The sequence below is a fragment of the Pseudomonas sp. KH_046_2 genome (genome assembly GCF_057838985.1).
In genome coordinates this window covers 4115243-4133430 of record NZ_CM174480.1, presented here as the reverse complement: position 1 = coordinate 4133430, position 18188 = coordinate 4115243, and the positions used below count along the sequence as shown (strand labels likewise).

The 18188-nt window shown below is 54.9% G+C and carries 19 protein-coding genes and 1 pseudogene; 10 read left to right on the top strand and 10 right to left on the bottom strand.

What is annotated here, in order from left to right:
• Positions 1-107: 107 nt before the first annotated feature.
• Positions 108-761, bottom strand: a complete 654-nt coding sequence (locus AC3IX1_RS18710; RefSeq protein ID WP_489385317.1) for a Tn7 transposase TnsA N-terminal domain-containing protein — start codon at positions 759-761, stop codon at positions 108-110.
• Between the two features lie 514 nt (positions 762-1275).
• Between AC3IX1_RS18710 and AC3IX1_RS18705 the strand changes: the two genes are divergently transcribed.
• A complete protein-coding gene (locus tag AC3IX1_RS18705; protein WP_489385316.1) occupies positions 1276-2082 on the top strand; it encodes a hypothetical protein in 807 nt (268 codons plus the stop codon).
• Positions 2083-2340: 258 nt separating this feature from the next.
• Here the strand turns inward: AC3IX1_RS18705 and AC3IX1_RS18700 are convergent, their stop codons facing one another.
• Positions 2341-3315, bottom strand: coding sequence for a DNA-binding protein (locus AC3IX1_RS18700; RefSeq protein WP_489385315.1), 975 nt, complete (start codon positions 3313-3315; stop codon positions 2341-2343).
• A 191-nt stretch (positions 3316-3506) separates the two neighbouring features.
• Here AC3IX1_RS18700 and AC3IX1_RS18695 point away from each other — a divergent pair, with 191 nt between their 5' ends.
• Positions 3507-4415 carry a site-specific integrase gene (locus AC3IX1_RS18695; RefSeq protein WP_489385314.1) on the top strand — a complete coding sequence of 303 codons (909 nt, stop codon included), beginning with the start codon at positions 3507-3509 and terminating at the stop codon, positions 4413-4415.
• Between the two features lie 516 nt (positions 4416-4931).
• Here the strand turns inward: AC3IX1_RS18695 and AC3IX1_RS18690 are convergent.
• The 3 genes and pseudogenes from AC3IX1_RS18690 to AC3IX1_RS18680 form a co-directional block, all read right to left on the bottom strand.
• On the bottom strand, positions 4932-5135 hold the full coding sequence (locus AC3IX1_RS18690) for a hypothetical protein (protein WP_043302433.1): 204 nt from the start codon (positions 5133-5135) through the stop codon (positions 4932-4934).
• Positions 5136-5203: 68 nt separating this feature from the next.
• Positions 5204-5428 carry a hypothetical protein gene (locus AC3IX1_RS18685; RefSeq protein ID WP_489385313.1) on the bottom strand — a complete coding sequence of 75 codons (225 nt, stop codon included), beginning with the start codon at positions 5426-5428 and terminating at the stop codon, positions 5204-5206.
• 28 nt (positions 5429-5456) lie between these two features.
• Positions 5457-5709, bottom strand: a pseudogene (locus tag AC3IX1_RS18680) (hypothetical protein).
• A gap of 434 nt (positions 5710-6143) precedes the next feature.
• On the opposite strand from AC3IX1_RS18680, the gene AC3IX1_RS18675 reads away from it, so the two are divergent.
• From AC3IX1_RS18675 to AC3IX1_RS18665, 3 genes are all read left to right on the top strand, one after another.
• Positions 6144-7034: an MBL fold metallo-hydrolase gene (locus tag AC3IX1_RS18675; RefSeq protein WP_489385312.1), complete on the top strand. Its 891-nt coding sequence runs from the start codon at positions 6144-6146 to the stop codon at positions 7032-7034.
• Between the two features lie 31 nt (positions 7035-7065).
• Positions 7066-7953, top strand: a complete 888-nt coding sequence (locus AC3IX1_RS18670; protein ID WP_489385311.1) for an alpha/beta hydrolase family protein — start codon at positions 7066-7068, stop codon at positions 7951-7953.
• A gap of 311 nt (positions 7954-8264) precedes the next feature.
• Entirely contained in the window at positions 8265-8885 is a 621-nt protein-coding gene (locus AC3IX1_RS18665; protein WP_489385310.1) for a tyrosine-type recombinase/integrase, read from the top strand.
• A 116-nt stretch (positions 8886-9001) separates the two neighbouring features.
• On the opposite strand, the gene AC3IX1_RS18660 is transcribed toward AC3IX1_RS18665, so the two are convergent.
• Complete coding sequence (locus AC3IX1_RS18660; protein WP_489385309.1) at positions 9002-9220, bottom strand: hypothetical protein; 219 nt, start codon at positions 9218-9220, stop codon at positions 9002-9004.
• 467 nt (positions 9221-9687) lie between these two features.
• On the opposite strand from AC3IX1_RS18660, the gene AC3IX1_RS18655 reads away from it, so the two are divergent.
• Positions 9688-9981, top strand: coding sequence for a metal-sensing transcriptional repressor (locus AC3IX1_RS18655; RefSeq protein ID WP_489385308.1), 294 nt, complete (start codon positions 9688-9690; stop codon positions 9979-9981).
• A gap of 36 nt (positions 9982-10017) precedes the next feature.
• Here AC3IX1_RS18655 and AC3IX1_RS18650 read toward each other — a convergent pair whose 3' ends face one another.
• From AC3IX1_RS18650 to AC3IX1_RS18635, 4 genes are all read right to left on the bottom strand, one after another.
• Positions 10018-11325: an MFS transporter gene (locus tag AC3IX1_RS18650; protein WP_489385307.1), complete on the bottom strand. Its 1308-nt coding sequence runs from the start codon at positions 11323-11325 to the stop codon at positions 10018-10020.
• Positions 11326-11639: 314 nt separating this feature from the next.
• Complete coding sequence (locus tag AC3IX1_RS18645; RefSeq protein ID WP_489385306.1) at positions 11640-12092, bottom strand: chromate resistance protein ChrB domain-containing protein; 453 nt, start codon at positions 12090-12092, stop codon at positions 11640-11642.
• Positions 12093-12175: 83 nt separating this feature from the next.
• On the bottom strand, positions 12176-13534 hold the full coding sequence (gene chrA / locus AC3IX1_RS18640; RefSeq protein ID WP_489385305.1) for a chromate efflux transporter: 1359 nt from the start codon (positions 13532-13534) through the stop codon (positions 12176-12178).
• Positions 13527-14471, bottom strand: a complete 945-nt coding sequence (locus tag AC3IX1_RS18635) for a chromate resistance protein ChrB domain-containing protein (protein ID WP_489385304.1) — start codon at positions 14469-14471, stop codon at positions 13527-13529. The genes chrA and AC3IX1_RS18635 overlap by 8 nt, the downstream gene beginning before the upstream one ends.
• A gap of 755 nt (positions 14472-15226) precedes the next feature.
• On the opposite strand from AC3IX1_RS18635, the gene AC3IX1_RS18630 reads away from it, so the two are divergent.
• The 4 genes from AC3IX1_RS18630 to AC3IX1_RS18615 all read left to right on the top strand — a co-directional run bounded on the left by AC3IX1_RS18630 (position 15227) and on the right by AC3IX1_RS18615 (position 18179).
• Positions 15227-15472 carry a hypothetical protein gene (locus tag AC3IX1_RS18630; protein WP_489385303.1) on the top strand — a complete coding sequence of 82 codons (246 nt, stop codon included), beginning with the start codon at positions 15227-15229 and terminating at the stop codon, positions 15470-15472.
• 92 nt (positions 15473-15564) lie between these two features.
• Positions 15565-17064 carry an IS21 family transposase gene (istA, locus tag AC3IX1_RS18625; protein ID WP_178925292.1) on the top strand — a complete coding sequence of 500 codons (1500 nt, stop codon included), beginning with the start codon at positions 15565-15567 and terminating at the stop codon, positions 17062-17064.
• Positions 17057-17860 (top strand): IS21-like element helper ATPase IstB, encoded by an 804-nt coding sequence (istB, locus tag AC3IX1_RS18620; RefSeq protein ID WP_489385302.1) that lies wholly within the window; start codon positions 17057-17059, stop codon positions 17858-17860. Before istA ends, istB begins: the two co-directional genes overlap by 8 nt.
• Positions 17847-18179 (top strand): hypothetical protein, encoded by a 333-nt coding sequence (locus tag AC3IX1_RS18615; protein WP_489388798.1) that lies wholly within the window; start codon positions 17847-17849, stop codon positions 18177-18179. Before istB ends, AC3IX1_RS18615 begins: the two co-directional genes overlap by 14 nt.
• The last annotated feature ends 9 nt before the right edge of the window (positions 18180-18188 follow it).

The following is an 18188-nucleotide window of genomic DNA, read 5'->3' as shown; positions in this document are numbered from 1 at the left end:
ATTTTGGATTGACCGTAGCGATATCTGTGTGGGATCTACGGATACCACTTCATGCAGATCTTGGTACACAAGGTATTGGGCTCCGGGACTGACAGGGGAGGTGATATTCATACTGAGGCTTCAAAACGTAAGAGTGTGCGCAGGTTCAACGGTTTATTGAGGTCCATCCATATGTCACCTCGTAGGATTGCCTTAGCGACTACAGTCATCGGAGGCGCGAGCGACTGATGAAGTAGCTCGCCGAGGGTAAGAGGCAAATTGTTGCGGATGAGTTCAATGAAGTAATTGTATTGATTGTCGGAGGTGTGCAGGGAGCGGAGGTACAACGTTTTTAAATTAAAGTGTTTTGGCTTTTGTTGGATTTGTTGGTCATTCACCTGCCGAAAGCCGTAGTTTAATTTTTTGGCTATTTTTTCAAATGCTTGTAAAACGTCAAGATACTCTTGTGGGCACACATCAAAGCTGGGTTTGACCTCTGCAAAGTAATCTTCGTGATAGTGGCAGCGGACAAAAAAATCGGGGGTGTAATGAGTCTTTTTTTTACCCAAGCGAATCTCAATCGTTACGGGCTGAAGGAAATAGCTTTTGACGTCTTTATCGGTCTCCAGGTAAATGCAATAAGCAGCTTCGTGGCGGCTCTCGCAGATGATTTGTTTGTTATTTTTTTGTGACGGAAACAGGACAATGTGTCTGCCAAAGTGGGCGCGGCTAAAGCTCCTGACCGGTTCTCCATCTTCTGGTCTCCAGTCGTGATTTAACATGGGATGCCTCCTTCGAAAAATAATCGTTACGAGGATCGATAGCAGTTCGAGACGGCCGAACATGGGGATCTCGAGGCGAAGCAGGATTTATGACGAAAAGCGCAGGTAGCAAGACGGCGCATATTTATAATATTTGGCGATACCCAGTCCGCTTTTTGACACTTTTTTCATTGACCGTTCGCAATCGGTTTTGGGGTGTTCGATATAAGCAACGCTACACCTGAGGTTTAAAAAAAACTAAACCCTTAAAACGTGCATTTTGTTTTTGGTTATATCACTCTAGCTCAGGGGATTCGGAGGGCGCGCCTGAAGGAGGCCAATTAATTTTTGAAAAAGTGGCACTGTTCGCACAGGTATTAGCCTTCGGAGTATGCTAATTGGCCTGCAGCCACTGATCGGGGTCGGGAGAGGGCATATGGCCAGGCCACAGAGTTCAAAGTGTCAACACTTTCGTGGCATGCTTATTGCTCATGGGCTGGCTGATTTGGTCCGCGTGAGCCACACAGGATCTGGGTTGACCCGCTGGTTTGAAGTCGCCTCTGGCGTACCTAAATATTTGTTTCCCGATAAAATGTTCGGTAAGTACCTGGAAGGCTCGCTGCCTTCCCAGCAACGCTTGAATCAAATACAGGAACTCTGTCCTGAGGTGAAACATTGGATCCGGCATCCACTCTATTACGCGTTAAATACTAATTGGGTTAGTCCTGAAGGTTGGGAAGCGTTTATTTATACAGAGGATGGTGGTGAGATTCCCTACGGTGAAACCAATCTTTTTTTCAAATACCTCCCTAAGTTCTGGAACGTGGATGTGGACTTAGCATTTTTACTGATGCTGATTCGCAGTACAGACGGTCATCAGGAACGCCTAATACGTGAATGCTTTTGGTATTTGCCGACGCTCTTTGCAGTAACGTGCCATTTGACGTCGGTGGGATACGTTAGATATATACTCTTCGATCTGATCAGCGAGATGCTCGAGTTAGAGCTGCCGGAAAGCCCGGAGTGGGCAGGTGGAAGTTGGCCAAAAGCATATGCGGAATTAGATGCGTTGATAGCGGCATGGGCTGCCTGGATCGATACCGCTCGTTTGGTGGGTTTGGTATCTTCTAATCAAAGCGCGGCTAAGTTTTCCAGGCTTGTTCAGAAACTGCGGGACGATGAACGAAAATACTTGATTGATACGCTGTCGCTCGCAGCAGGCGAGCATGTATCCATATTTCGTTTCCCTATTTTGCGTCGTTTCTACCACGCTATGCGCCGTCATCCGCCTTTTTTATTGAACGTTGGTTATCCTCCTAATCCAAGTTTGCTGGTTAGCTGAGGGGCTGCAGGTGAGGAGTCGCTAGTTTTAGGCGAAGTGAAATTTCCATAACTGCACCAATTAATTACTGAATCTTAACTAACTGCAATTTGGCAGGCTGGTTTAGTCGAGGTTTTCTGCCAAGTGGCCAGGATTTCCTGCAGACGAAAATTCGGATAGCGCGTGAGAGATGGCCTCCATGGGAAGTAAAGCCCTTCGTGAGTTCCGGCTGTGGTCGGACGCGAAGGGCAGTCGATCCCCCACGACAGCTGCGTGTTTTCAGGCGCGGGGAGCACTATCGTACTCCTCAGCCAGTTGTAGTTGGAGCGCCTGAATTTGCTCGGATGCCTTGCGAAGATTTCTTGAATCCTGTCGATGCATAAGTAAATAGCGCTTGGCTTTTTCGTGTAATGCTGCTCGCTCGGCGAGCAAGGCCTGGATGTGCCGCTGCTCCGTTTGTTGGCTCGTCACGCACACTTGCAGTTGCAACCGTAGTTGTTGCAGTTCGCGCTCGCAGGCCCGGGTTTGCTGCTGTTGCTGCCGCTGCTCGCCGTTCAGACGTTCCAAGTCGCGATACATTTGGCTGGCTTCCTCCTGCTTGGCCAGCACTTGGCCCAGCAAGGTACGGCGTTCCTGCTGCAACTGTTGCAGTTGCACTTCATGGTGACGCAACTCGTGTTCGCGCTGTTCCGCTTGTTGTTGGCGGTAGTGTTTGAGTGCGGCACGCGCATGTCGATGCTTGTCTTCGAGGGACAGGATTTGGGCGGCACGCTCTTCCAACAACCGGTCTAAGCTGTGACCGGCCTCGCGCAGACGTTGACGCTCGCCTTCAGCCTCGTTCAGTCGTTCGCTCAATGCGCGTTCACGCTCCAGCCCTTCACGGCGTTCGGCCAGTGCCGTGGCGTGGGCCAACTCCAGTTGTTCGAGGCGCGCCTGTTCGGCGATGCGCTGGCGAACCAGCCCTTCTTGTTGGCGTTGTAGGCGTGCCCGGTCTTCGGCCACAGCCGTCAAGGCGTGCGCCGTCAAGCGCTCGGCTAGACTGCTGATGTACGCCAGCAGTTCGTCACCTAGGTTAACGGCACGAGCAGTGGGTTCGCGCTCCGAAAGTTCTTTCAGATAGCGTTGAATGGTGCTTTTCGAGCCGGTGTTACCCAATTCGACACGGACGGCGTCGATGCTGGGATTTACGCCGCGTGCGCGCAAGGCGTCACACGCGTCCTGCACCAGGGCCTTGTTGATGCCGGCACGGGCCATAAGGGTTACTCCAAATCGGAGTCGTACTCAGATTATTTCGTACTGTTTTACAGGCTATGTGATTACACCTAACACGCTACGCAGGATTGTGAACAAAATCGGACGAACTGGCGATTGAGAATCTAGATTTCTTGAACGTGACAAGCCTTTTTCGATGCTTGGTCCCGAAATCGCGGTATGCAGGAGGTGGGATGAGCGATTCAGCCGAGCGGTACCTGCAAGCGGCGCGACGCGACAGCACCCTGCGGCGCTACGCACAAGCCGTTGAACACTTTGAAGTGGAGTGGGGCGGGGTGTTGCCAGCCTCCAGTGAAAGCGTCGTGCGCTACCTGGCGGCTTATGGTACCCAGTTGTCCTGCAACACCCTACGCACTCATCTGGCGGCCTTGGCCCAATGGCACCAACAACACGGCTTCGATGACCCAACCAAAGCGTCGCGCGTACGCGATGTCCTGCGCGGCATTCAGGCGCTGCATCCGCAACCCATCAAGCAGGCCGAAGCGCTGCAGTTACAGCGGCTGGAAGCATGCATCGAGGGGTTGGAGCAGCAGTTGGCCTCAGATCAATGGGCGGTGCGGCTGCGTGCCGCGCGGGACCAAGCGTTGATGCTAATGGGCTTTTGGCGTGCATTGCGGGGTGACGAATTGTGCCGGCTGCGAGTCGAGCATATTCAGTTGCGAGAAGGGCAAGCGTTGGAGATCTTCCTCGCCAGCAGCAAGACCGACCGTGACCATCGCGGCCGCACACTGGTGGTCCCGGCGCTGAAGCGACTGTGCCCAGTGGATGCTTACCAGCACTGGCTGTTGGTCAGTGGCATCAACCACGGGCCGGTATTTCGCGCCATTGACCGCTGGGGTCACTTAGCGGAAGAACGCGTCAATCCGAACAGTCTCTCGCGCATTTTGCGTCTGGCTTTCTTGCGCAGCGGTGTGGCTGGCGAGGGTTATACCGCGCATTCGCTGCGCCGCGGTTTTGCCACATGGGCCAGTCGCAACCAATGGAGCAGCAAGGCGTTGATGGAATATGTCGGTTGGCGCGATGTGCAGTCGGCGACGCGTTACATTGAGGCTGATGTGCCGTTTGGCGATTGGGCACGTTGAGCGCTCAGACAGCCAACGCTAATGAACTGTCGGGAAGATAGAGATGCACTGGGAGCTCAATAACAAATGCTTGAAGCTGAGGCAAGTGGAGTGCAATTTCGCAGTCATCTGACATGGTCGCTTCTCCAGTTCTTGTAGAAATCGTGGCAGCGACCAAAAAAATGGCCCGCATGCGGGCGGGCCAAATGGGAATTCTTCAAAGGAGCAGGGTTAATCTGCGCTCCACCATGTGAGCGATTGGTGAAAAGCATGTCGCAGAAACGAAAAAGCCCGGCACATTAGCCGGGCTCTCTGTAGATGGGCCAAATCCCTTTGGCTGACTGTATTGTGCTTGGTAGGTGTGACGAAGGCATGACAGGGGCAGATACGAGAAGCCCGGCTCTGGACCGGGCATTTGAGTTACATCGGTACGACCGCCAAGCCGCTACAACATCTCGCCGTCATACCACGCGCCTACTCCGCCTTCCCCCGCACACTTCTTCTCGCCTTCATAACCCGCCAGCTAGTTTGTGCCGTTCAATGGAGAACCCTGCGACTCTCTCCAATCCTGATCCGATCAAGCGCCCGGTTTAATGCGTCCAAGGCATCGAGGAGAGCTTTCGCCTCGGCTTCCCGGCCATCCCCCCATAGGCGTTCAGCCATTTTGTTCAGGGCTTGGATAGAACGCTCAATTTCAGCAGCAGTCACTGCTGCTTTACTGTCCGTCAGCTTCTTCTTCATTGAGTAACCGTTTACAGGGCATTGCTTGTATTTCAGATCTAGCGCGAATACGCCCGCCAGACGCATGGCTATTCAGCCTTCCGGACAATCCTTCCCGCCTTCACCTCATCTGTGTAAGCAGTCAGCCGATCAGCTTGCTCATGCAGCTTTTCGATCGTCTCCATTGCCTCCAGAAGCTCTGTATCCCCGCGCTGTTTTGCAAGCCTGAACATTTCCAGGGCAGCTTCTTCGAGGGAAAATGCAGCGGCTTTCAAGTCGCGGCGTAACTCTTGATTGGGTTTGTTAAGTGCCATGACAACCTCCTGCCAATCCCTTCCGCGATCATTGGCAGTGGTCTGCCTTCGCCGGCCGGACTACCTGACCTGCACCGATTTCTTTAATCCAGCCATCTAACCGATTCTCACCTTGCTGGAAGATTGTGATCATCGCTTCGAAGCGCCTCAGCGTCTGGTCCATTACCTGCGTGGCTTAGCCGCTCGGCAATCCGAACTAACTCCACGGCCGACCACTTCAGATCAGAGGCGACACCCTGCAGATCGCGCTTCAGGTCCTGCACTGGTTTGTTGAGCCCCATCATCACCCCTTACAAGTCCCCACAACACTAATCCGATATTCAGCTGCGAAATTGCACTCTACTTGATCACCCGCTTGCATTCGACCTGACCAGTCATTTGCACTCGTTCTGACCACCGATTGCATCGGATTTGACCAGCACGCTTTGTAACCATGATCGGCAGAGAACGGCCAAAAGCGGTCGAAGCTGCGTCGCATCGAGGACCGACTCATGCTCCCAGCACTAATCTACACTCCTGGCTAATGGTTCGATCAATGCTGCATCTGACATCGGCAACGCAAGTAGATGTCCAACCTCCGTCCCACTTCACTAGATAGAGGTGAGTTATGCCCAGCAACTCCATTCGAGCACTGCTTACCACAATCTTGGTCACGGCCTCCTGCTTATCAGGCGCTGCCGAGTCCGCAGCAGCGAAAAGTACAGGAGAGATCGATATGTCCCACCCTTCGGCATTGTCCTATGAAGTACTCGTTACTGACGGGGTAACTAGGGCGAGCGATAAACGCCTACCCAATGGTGATCGCATCGTTTCATCGCCGATCACCTCAACCCTGATCTTCGGGAAAACCGACGCTGTGCTGATCGATCCGCCAATGAGCCGTGAGCAAACGCAAAAGGTCAGCGACTGGGTTGCGCAATCCGGTAAGCACTTGAAATACATCTACGTGACCCACGGACATGGCGATCACTGGTTCGGTACTGAACAGATCCTCGAGCGGTTCCCTGGGGCCACTGTATATGCCACCGAAGGCACGATCCGGCTCATGCACCAGCAGGCCACTGTCGGACGCGAAAAGGTTTATGACAAGGACTTTCCCGGGCTCATTGGAAAGACCGATGTTATTGCTCAACCGATACCTGCTGAAGGCTTCACACTTGAGGGCAATACCATCCAGGCCATAGATGTCGGTCATACAGATACTGACGACACCACGGTGCTGTATGTGCCGTCCATGGGACTGGTGGTGGCCGGCGACGTTGCCTACAACGGTGTACACCAATATCTCCTCGAAGGCGGCAACGGGGGGCTCCAAGCTTGGGTCAAGGCGATTGACCAAGTAGAAGCTTTGAAACCGCGCATCGTTATTGCTGGGCACAAACAGAAAAATCGTGCCGATGATCCAGTCATTCTGGAGCAGACCCGCCAATACCTGTTGGATGCCATAGAACTACTCGCCGAGAAGCCGCCCCCACGTGAGTTCTTCGACAAGATGATCGAACTCCACCCCGACCGCATCAATCAAGGACCGCTCTGGTACAGCGCTATCGGACTGCTCGGAACGCCGACTGCATCTTCGGGCGACGCCCCCCAGCCCAAGAATTAAACCTTTACCCGTCTAGGTGAGGATCGCCCCCATGCCTACTTTATTGACCCGTATAGTACTTCTCGCAAGCCTGGTTACAGCCCCGTATTTCGCGTTTGCGGCTGAAGAAAAAGTCACCTTCTCCGTTGAAGGAATGAACGTCGTCGGCACCCTGAACCTGCCCGACGGCGTTAAGAAGCCCCCGGTAATTCTGTTACTTCACAGTTTCGGGGGCAGTAGGGATGAGGGGATCATTCCGGCCGTCAATGAAGGTATCTTTGCCCGGGCCGCACGTCTTTGGGCCGAACAAGGCATTGCCAGCCTCCGTATCGATTACCGTTTTGATGGCGACAGTGATGGTGCAAAGACCGACGGCACACTCGATACGGATGTTGAGGATGGGCTGGCTGCGCTCGACTTTCTGGCCAAGTCCGGGCGCGTCGACGCCAACCGCATGGCGCTTGTTGGATGGAGCATGGGCGGAGCAATTGGTGCTGCTGTAGCAGGACGGACCCCGCATAAACTCGACGCGGTCGCACTTTGGAACCCTGCGACCAATATGGGAGCCGCTTTCCCGCTGCTGTGGGGCTCCGAGAAGATCAAGGAAGCATTGCACAGCGGTGACACCCCCGTCGCACTGGCAGTACCTGGTGGTGGCGAGGTCAAGCTTAAATCCGCGTTCTTTGTCAGCTTGATGACCCTCGATGCCGCCGCCGAGATCACCCAATACAAGGGGCCACTGCTCGTCGCCGTCGGCACTAATGACGACATCGTTTCTCCGCAGCCAACCCTCGGGAAAAGCTTTATCAGCTATCACCCCGGAGAACATGAGCTGCTTGTCCGCCCCATGGATCACGCCTTCAACATAACAAAAGACGAGAAGCAGATCGACGAGCTGATTTTGACGACCGCTACCTTCGTCAAGAAACACATTCACTGATCCCGGTATCCCCGGCTATTTCAAGTTGCTTGAAACGAGTCCCTTGCCGTTGACTAACGACTGGCAAGGGGCTTAGTCGCTAAAGCCGCATGACGTTACCGTGTTGGGCGAATGCGTGAGCGTCAACACGAAGACCACGCAACGCCACCTGGACTCAGACGTTGACCAGAAAAGAACCGTTCCATGTCTCAGTCGAATCAACAAAAACGGCCGTTTTCTGCCCTTCATGACTGACTGGTTTGGGTCGGATAGCGACCACCAGCCATTGTGACTGATCCACCATTGTCTTCCCTCAACGTGGAGGACGAGCCATGAACACTGTTGCTAGATACCGCCATCAGCCTTGGAACAAGGGAAAGCTGGTCGGTCAGAAAGCCCCGCTCCGAGTCAGAGATATCTGGGCTATCCGAGTAAGACTTCAGCTTGCTGAGAAGACGCGTGATTTGGCGCTCTTCAACTTGGCCATCGATAGCAAGCTGCGTGCCTGTGACTTAACCAAGTTGCGAGTCCGAGACATCGCCCATGGGGAGCATGTGTCGTCACGAGCCATCGTGATGCAGCAAAAAACTCAGCACCCAGTACAGTTTGAAATCACTGAGCAAACACGAACAGTTCTGGAGGCTTGGATGCGTCAGGCGCATCTCCGCAACGAGGACTTCTTGTTCACGAGCCGGTTGCACGCCTCAGTCCATCTTTCCACCAGGCAATACGCTCGAATAGTCAAAGCGTGGGTGACAGCCATTGGCCTTGATCCAACCATGTACGGTACCCACACGCTACGGAGAACCAAGGCTTCGTTGATCTATCGCAGGACGAAAAACCTGAGAGCAGTCCAACTCCTGCTTGGTCATACCAAGCTTGAAAGTACTGTCAGATACCTGGGAATCGAGGTCGATGATGCCTTGGAAATGGCTGAGCAGACGGAAGTCTAACCATTCATGGCGACGGTCGATGCTAGACCGTCGCTATCCGTCCCGTAGCCGTCAGTCAATTGTGTCTACAAGATCAGGGGCCATTCAAATCAGAGGGCAGTCTTGCGCTGAGCAATTTACGCCTGGCGTATCCTTAAAATGGAATCTGTGATGGCTTGAGCATTAGTGTCCAACGTTTCCATTGCCGACATCGCATTAGCGGCGACACCGCCGGCTCCATTTTCTGAGAGGTACTGGGTTATTTCTTCTATCGCTGCACTTAGGGCGTGCTGGTTGTGGAGGAGCAATGTCAGTGCGTCCGCCGTGGCGATCTTGCAGTCTGAGTTATCTGGCATGTTCGTCATCCTTGAGGAGTGATGCCGGAAGCCTAGCTCATCTCGCTGCTGGCTTAGACTGGAGGCTTATTACCCAGATCTACCCAGCTGTTTGCATTCGACCTGACAGTCCTTTGGACCGAACTTGACCAGCACGCCCTTGGTTTTGAACGGCAGAGGTCGACCGATTCTGTTGAAAAAGTCGACCATGGTTTCCGCAGCAGAAAAGTATGCGTCCGAGATTGAAATCTCTACTTTCGGCAGAGGCTTCCGGACTCGGATTTCACGTAGCAGTGTGCAAAAAAGGCGTTTTAACCAGTCAATGACCAGGTTGTTTGGGCGAACCGACTTTTTCAACAGAATCGACCCAAAGCAGCCTGTCGTGCCCTCGCTTGTTCGTGGAGCTGCATGTGGATGGGGTAGCGTTTGAATCCATCCTCTCTGGGGGGATATGATTTGCGCAATCACTTACGATGAAGACTCAAGATATGAGCGACCACGAACATCCGCATCCCCATACTCACCAAAGTCACGAGGCGATCATCAAGCGCCTCAAGCGGGCGGATGGCCATTTACGCGGCATCATCACCATGATTGAAGAAGGTCGGCAGTGCGTCGACATTGCTCAGCAGCTGCATGCCGTCGAAAAAGCGGTGTGCCAAGCCAAACGCACGCTTATCCAGGATCACATTGATCATTGCCTGGAAGACACCGTCTCTGCATTGAACAATGGCGAGCGCGCGCCACTGGAAGCCTTCAAACAAATCACCAAGTACCTCTAAGCGACCTTCCTTAAAGACCTGCGGCTTCGTGGGATCTCAGTTCGGCCATTTCCGATGCTGGTCGTCGATTACATAAGGGTGTTCGTGATCCGTACCCTCTTCGCCGTCGAAGTGCGTGTGATTGCCCGGCAGATTCTCATGGGTGTGCTTGATCGACTCCAGGTCATGAGCCGGACGCCAGATCATGATGCTGACTACCAGTGCACTACCTGCCACCACAGCGAGCCCAACAAACGACGCCATGAGGCTGATGTTGGCACCCAGCCATCCCGCCAAGGGGTAAGTAATCAACCAGCAGGCATGGGATAGAGCAAATTGTGCGGCAAACAAGGCCGGGCGATCTTCGGCATGTGCCGAGCGACGGAGCAGCCGACCGCTCGGGGTCTGTGCCAGGGAATAACCCACGCCGAGTACCATCCACAGCGGCAACAGGAAGTTGTAGGTGGTCAGGTTGATACCAACAGCCAAGCCTGCGACCAGTATCCCTCCGCCAAACAGCATGGCTGTTCGGTCCTTGATGTCTTTCAACAGCCGAGGCAAGGCCAAAGCCGCGATCATCGAGCCGCCGCCAAACGCGGCCAGCGCCAATGCCGTAGAACTCTGCGGCAGGGCGAAGCGGGACTGTACCAGCACCACTGTGTTGACGATAACCATGGCACTGGCAGCCGCCACTGTCAGGTTAAGAGCCAGCAGCCCTCGCAGCCGGGGCGTGGCCAGGAATATGCGCATGCCGCGGGTGGTTCGTTCGTAGATGCTGCGTCGCGGTGTTTTCTTCGCCTTTGGCAGTAGCACTGTGCCGACCAGGGCCGCTGAGGCAAGGAAACCAATGACCGTGCCTGCGAACAGGTTGTGGAAGCTGATCACCGTCAGCAACGTCGCTGCGAGCATCGGGCTGGCGACGCTTTCGAGGTCGTAGGCCAGACGCGAAAGCGACAAGGCACGGGTGTAGTCGTCTTCATCCGGCAGGATGTCAGGGATGGTCGCCTGGAACGTCGGGGTGAACGCCGCCGAGGCCGACTGAAGGACGAAAATCAGCACATAAATTTGCCAGACCTCGGTCACGAACGGCAGAGCCAACGCGACCAAGGCTCGTACTAAATCCAGCGAAACCAGCATGGCTCGGCGAGGCAGACGCTCTGCAAAAGCCGCTGCAATCGGCGCAACGCCGATGTAGGCCGTCATTTTGATCGCCAATGCTGTGCCAAGGACAGCGCCCGCTTGGGCGCCCGCAAGGTCGAACGCTAGCAGGCCCAGTGCGACCGTAGCGAGTCCCGTCCCGACGAGCGCAATCACTTGAGCCAGAAAGAGATGACGGTAGGTTCGTTTGGACAGGATTTTCAGCATGAGAAATCTCAAATGGAAAGGCGCGTGCCCATCTGGTTGTCGAGCATTTATCGAAGAAAGAGACTGATGAGCTTATCGTTTGCAGATGATTTTGTATCCCCCCTAGGGGGATGTTAGACCATCCTAAACCAGAGGCAGGGACAGCTCAAGAAATAGGCGCTTAGCCTACTTTCCATTACCTCCATAGCGGCCTCCGCGCACAGCGGCGGTACTGATGCAAAAGGTTGCCGTCACAACCGTAAACGAACGACTACCACTGCCACTAAACGGCAAAAGCCCAGCGCTAGGCTGGGCTTCGGTGCGAGCTTGTCTCTTTACATTTGAGGAGGCCAGTTATGCGATTCACCTTGGCATTCCTTGCACCAGGCATAGAGCGCGTCGTACATGACCAGACCGTGCGCCAGCATTTCGTGATCGTCCGAAAAACGCTGCGACAGTCCCAGCGAAATCGCGTATAGCCCAGCCGATTGAGGCGTCAGATCCAGGCGGGAGGTATCCGCCCCGCGCACGATTTTCGCCAACTGCTGCAAAGCGGGCTCGCTGAGCTGGTACTTCTTCAGGAACGCATCGAAGCTGCACAGCTCGCCCTCATGAGTCAGTTCTACGCCGGGAATATCGAAGGGTGCAGCCTCTTTCTCCGCCGCTAAACGCAACACGTCACCACTGGGCACGTAAAAAAACTCGGGCTGCGGATCGATAAAGCGAGCGATCAGCCAGGGACAGGCGATGCGGTCAATCTTGGGCCGTTCACGGGTAATCCACTTCATGGAACACCTCCTGCCTAGCTCGGTAGGCTGGGTGATCTGGCGGGCCCGGTGCCCGCCAAAGACTGTTAATCCACTCGTGCGGTCTAGCGCAGCAGATGTACCGCCAAACCGACGAGCGCGCAGGCCATCAGCACCTGGATGACGCCCCGCTTGAAGCGGAACAAGGCAATCGCCGCTGCAATGGTGATCAGTGCAGAGGGCCAGTCGAGGTTGCCGCTAAAGCCTTTCGGCCAAAGTACGTGATAGCCGAAGAAACACGCCAGATTAAGGATCACGCCGACAACGGCCGCCGTAATGGCAGTGAGCGGTGCGGTGAATTTGAGTTCGTTGTGGGTCGACTCTACCAGCGGGCCACCCGCAAGGATGAACAGGAACGAGGGCAGGAAGGTGAACCAGGTCACCAGGGCGGCGGCCACAGCTCCCGCCAGAAATACTTGATCGGCACCGAATACTTGCAAGACATAGGCTCCAACAAAGCCAACGAAAGCGACCACCATGATCAGTGGCCCCGGTGTGGTTTCTCCTAGAGCCAGACCGTCGATCATCTGCGTCGGCGTTAGCCAGCAATAGTGACCGACCGCGCCTTGGTAGACATATGGAAGTACAGCGTAGGCCCCACCAAAGGTCAGCAACGCGGCCTTGGTAAAGAACCAACTCATCTGTGTCAAGGTGCCTTCCCAGCCAAAGAGGGCGGTCAAAATCCCCATTGGCAACGCCCACAGTGCGGCGCCGATCAGTGCGAGCGGCACCAGTTTTAACCAACTAAATCGGGCATGCTCAGGAGATGGCGTGTCGTCATCGATCAACGCCGGGCCATAAGACTTTTTGGCGGCGCTATGGCCGCCAGCTCTGAACTTCTCAGGCGCCAGGCGTCCACCGAAATAGCCGATCAAAGCTGCACCCAACACGATCAGCGGGAATGGGACATTGAACGCGAAGATTGCGGTGAATGACGCCGCCGCTATCGCCCACAGCCAATTATTCTTCAACGCTCGAGAGCCGATTCGATGGGCCGCCTGCACCACGATGGCGGTCACGGCGGGCTTGATCCCATAGAAGAGACCGGCCACAACGGGCACTTCGCCGAAGGCGATGTACATCCACGACAGAGCAATCAAGATAAACAGTGAGGGCAGCACAAACAGTGCACCGGCGATCACGCCACCCCAGGTTCGATGCATCAGCCAACCGATGTAAGTCGCCAATTGCTGAGCTTCTGGCCCAGGCAGCAACATGCAGTAGTTGAGGGCATGCAGAAAGCGTCGTTCGGAGATCCAGCGCCGCCGCTCTACCAGTTCCTGGTGCATGATCGATATCTGACCGGCTGGCCCGCCGAAGCTGATGAACCCCAGCTTCAACCAGAACCAGAAAGCCTCACGCAAACTGATTGGCGTTGGCCTCGACAATTCCTCTGCAACCGCTGGTGCGAAAACCTTATTCATTGGGTTGTTCCTCTTTTACAAACCCGGCGAGCAGGCCGTCGAAGATGGCGCTCGCGGCAGCCAGCAGATGGTCGTCGTGGGTAATGGTTTCACGCAGACCAGCCAGTACACGTTCGATGCCAGCTGCCTCCACCGGCTGAATGCCCCCGATATCCAGGTAGTGCACCAAGGCCGCGATGCGGTTTAGGCCGGGCTCTTCAAGCTCAAAACTGGCTTGCAAGGTTTCGAAGGTCACGCGGTTGCCTACATGACTGAAGGTCGCATCATCGAAGTCAAAACCCAGTGCATCTACCGGGCAGTCCTGTGGTGTGTTCAGCCAGAGGATCTGAGCGAGGGGGTCAATGAAGCGGCGAATCAACCAGGCACAAGCCAAACGATCCACCCAGGGACGTTTACGGGTTGCCCAGATACGGCCCTGATAATCGTCGAGATTGAGTGCCGTTATTGGTTGGTTGCTGCTGTGTGGCTCATCCGGCGACAAGGCTCTACTGACCGCCGTTTCTAGCTCCTGCAACGCCGAATCGATCTGCTGCTTCGGCTTGCCTGGGAAGTAATCGATGCTGACCAGTTGATCGTACGCTTTGCGCAGCTTACGAATTTGTTTGGTCGTCGCCAACGCATTTTCAGCATTCAGCTGTCCACGGCATTCTTCGATCTCCGCACGAAGCTTGCCGTAGTCATCGCTACGGTCGAACCACTCGACAAAGCGCTCACCATTAGGATCGACGACGGGCAGGACGAGCGCGGTGCCATTGATGGCCAGGATGTCACGCTCTACAGACGCCAGCACTTCACGACAGAAACCGGTATCAGGCAACAAGTAGGCGCCATCGCGCAAGACCGCAGCACCTGAAGCTTTCAAGGCACGCCAAGCGCGCATGCGTTCGGTGGCATTCGCGGTGGGTAGGCCTAGAATCAAAGTCAGCCATTTCTTCATGTAGAGATCGCAATTTATTTTGTAATAGGAATTACATTATCTCTGTTTTACATGTTTGGAAAGCTGTCCTTGATAACCGAGGATTTTGGCAAGCATGGATGGCGACGTTGGGATAGGCGCAAACAGCGCGTGTACGCGCGCGCTGGTGACAGTGTCAAAAGGCAAATCAATGCGCTTTAGGCATTGGAGTGACAGTCAGCTTTTGGCCGATCTCTGCCTGTCACCAAGGGCTGTATCCGACCATTGCAGTCGTTCGCTATGGTCGGAAGCTGCCCTAGGGGCGAGATACCCGTCGAGCCGCCCGCAAGCGCCGATCACAACTGCATGACCGTGCATGGGGAGCCAACGACCGTATTGTTTTCTCTGCTCACCAAGTGCGACTATTCCACTTTGTATACCAAGACGACACGGAGGTTTCACGTGAGCAGTATTTCTTCGAATTGGTTTTTTGTCGTGCCATTCGCGATTGCAGGTGCCATCCCCGGAGCCGCTCAGGGGGCCTTCTGGGTCAAGTGTTGTGCCGGTTGGATGGCCGTTCCGCACTGACCTCCTCTGCGGTACGGCTTTGCAAGACTGTAAAACCTTAATCTGCTTCGCCGCTCCATCCGACCAACAATGATCTGATCTTTCTGTGGCCTGCATGAGCACGCGCCTTCCTAATAGCCGACTCCGGTCCGTTACGAAGGGTGCCAAACGACCAAAGCTGCGATTCACAGCCTTGGAGTGAGCCCTGAATCAATTTGGAAACTTCAAAAATGGACACTCTGAAATTCATAAGAGAAAAGGCCGGCGCAATCAAGGAAGGCGCAGGTAAGAAGACAGATGAGCTTATGGAGAAGGCGGCCGAGCTCAAGAAGGAATACGACGAAAACCAGCGCAAGAAGCTGGAAAGCTGGGTATACAAAAAAGAAGAAGAGCTCAAAAGCTTAGAGCGTTCACTGAAGGAACGCGAAAAGATAATCGCCGCTAAGGAGCTAATGTTGCCGCTGACCGAAAACTGACCCAGTAAAGGCTGTTCTGCCGACTGAAAACTGACCCAGGTGTTCAACTACTTCTGCTCACTTTCCGAGCAGGAGAACACAGGGTGATCAGCATGGAAATGTTGGGGAAAATTCGGAGGATGTACTTTCGCGACAAGCTGTCGCTGCACCAGATCGCCAAGCGTACCGGGCTGTCGAGAAACACCATCCGAAAATGGGTCAGAGCACCCGAAGCCACTCAGCCGGCGTACCAGCGGTGCGTAACCTTCAACAAACTCAGCCCATTCCACGAGACGCTGGAGCAGGCGCTGAAGGCTGATTCGTTTCGGGCAAAGCACAACCGCAGGAGCGCCAAAGCACTCTTTGAGCAGATCAAAGCCCAGGGTTATGACGGCGGCTACAGCCAGCTCACAGCCTTCATCCGCTCGTGGCGCGGTGAGCAAGGCAAATCGTTACGTGCCTTTGTGCCGCTGACGTTTGCACTCGGTGAGGCTTTTCAATTTGACTGGAGCGAAGAAGGTCTGCTGATCGGCGGCCTGTTCCGACGCATCCAGGTCTCCCACATGAAGCTGTGCGCCAGTCGCGCGTTCTGGTTGGTTGCGTATCCCAGCCAAGGCCACGAGATGCTGTTCGATGCCCATACGCGCTCGTTCGGTGCGTTAGGTGGGGTGCCACGTCGAGGCATCTACGACAACATGAAAACGGCTGTCGACAAGGTTAACAAGGGCAAAGGCCGCACGGTCAATGCTCGGTTTTCCGTGATGTGCGCGCACTACCTGTTCGATCCGGACTTCTGCAATGTCGCCTCGGGCTGGGAAAAAGGCATCGTTGAAAAGAACGTGCAAGACAGCAGACGACGCATCTGGCTCGACGCTCAAGACTGCATGTTTCACACCTTCGAAGAATTGAATGCCTGGCTCGGCCAACGCTGTCGTGCACTCTGGAGCGAGCTGGTGCATCCGCAGTACAACGGGCTGACGGTGGCAGAGGTCTTGGAGCTAGAGCGGGTCGAAATGATGCCGATGCCGACGGCTTTTGATGGCTACGTCGAGCGCACCGTGCGGGTCTCCAGCACCTGCCTGATCAGCGTGGCGCGAAATCGATATTCGGTGCCTTGCGAGCGCGTCGGCCAGTGGGTCAGCAGCCGTCTGTATCCTTCTCGGATCGTGGTCATCGCCGATGAAACTATGATCGCCAGCCACGAGCGTCTGTTTGATCGAGATCAGGTCAGTTTTGACTGGCAGCATTACATCCCACTCATCGAACGCAAACCCGGTGCGCTGCGCAATGGCGCGCCGTTTGCCGATCTGCCTAAGCCGTTGCAGCTTCTCAAGCGGGGCCTGAGACGTCACAGCAACGGTGATCGAATCATGACGCAGGTACTGGCTGCTGTGCCCATCGCCGGTCTCGACCCGGTGCTCGTGGCGGTAGAACTGGTGCTTGAGTCGGGAAGCTTGAGCGCCGATCACATCCTGAATGTTCTAGCTCGACTGACCTCCACTGCACCACCTCCTTCCGTAGAAACCAACCTGCAACTCAAGGTAGCGCCTGTCGCCAATACGGCGCGCTACGACCGGCTCCGTACAACCGATGAGGAGAATCGCAATGCGTGACCTAATGGCGGAACTCAAAGAGCTGCGTCTGCATGGCATGGCCAGCGCTTGGGAAGAACTGGCTTCTCAAGGCGAAGCCTCGACGACGTCGTCGAAGTGGCTGCTCGAACATCTGCTCCAACAAGAACAAGCAGATCGCGCCGTACGCTCAGTGAACCACCAGATGAACATGGCCAAACTGCCCATGCATCGTGACTTGGCAGGCTTCGACTTCGGCGCTTCCAGCGCAGATGCCCGTCTGGTCAAAGATCTGTCCAGCTTGGAGTTCACAGAGACCGCGCAGAATGTCGTGTTCATCGGCGGGCCCGGAACCGGCAAAACACATTTGGCCAGCGCCCTGGCCGTGTCCGGAATCACGACCCATAACAAACGCGTGCGCTTCTTTTCCACAGTGGATCTGGTCAATCTGCTGGAGCGTGAAAAGTACGACGGCAAGAGTGGCCGAATCGCTCAAGGGCTGCTTCGGACAGACCTGGTGATACTCGATGAACTGGGGTATTTGCCCTTCAGCCAGAGCGGCGGCGCGCTGTTATTTCACCTGCTGTCCAAGCTATACGAGCACACCAGCATTGTGATCACGACCAACCTCAGCTTCTCGGAATGGTCGAGTGTGTTCGGCGACGCCAAGATGACCACAGCGTTGCTGGATCGGTTGACACACCATTGTCACATCGTCGAAACGGGCAACGAGTCCTACCGCCTGCAACACAGCACTCTGGCCGCGCAGACAAAGATCAAATCACGTGAACGAAAGCGCAAGGACGAAGATGGTATCGAGGACGATGAACCGTTTTGATCTGCACCATAAACACCCTGCCGCATGCCTTTATGCGGTGGGGCTTGATGACCGTTCAACCGGAACACTGCTGCTAAGCTTATTCACAATTGCTGGGACAAAAAACAGCAATCCGCCCTGGGTCAATTTTCAATCGGCAGGGTGGGTCAGTTTTCAATCAGCGCCAACAGGCGTACCGACTTTTTCAACAGAATCGGCCAAAAGCCGACGTTCCGGCCTCGGCCGTACGCCCTCCTGCAAGCTCACGACGGCTGCATTGTATAAATATGTTTTAAAGATCGCTTATCAGTGGGTCACCAGGGACACAACGGCAACATGATCCGCCAGC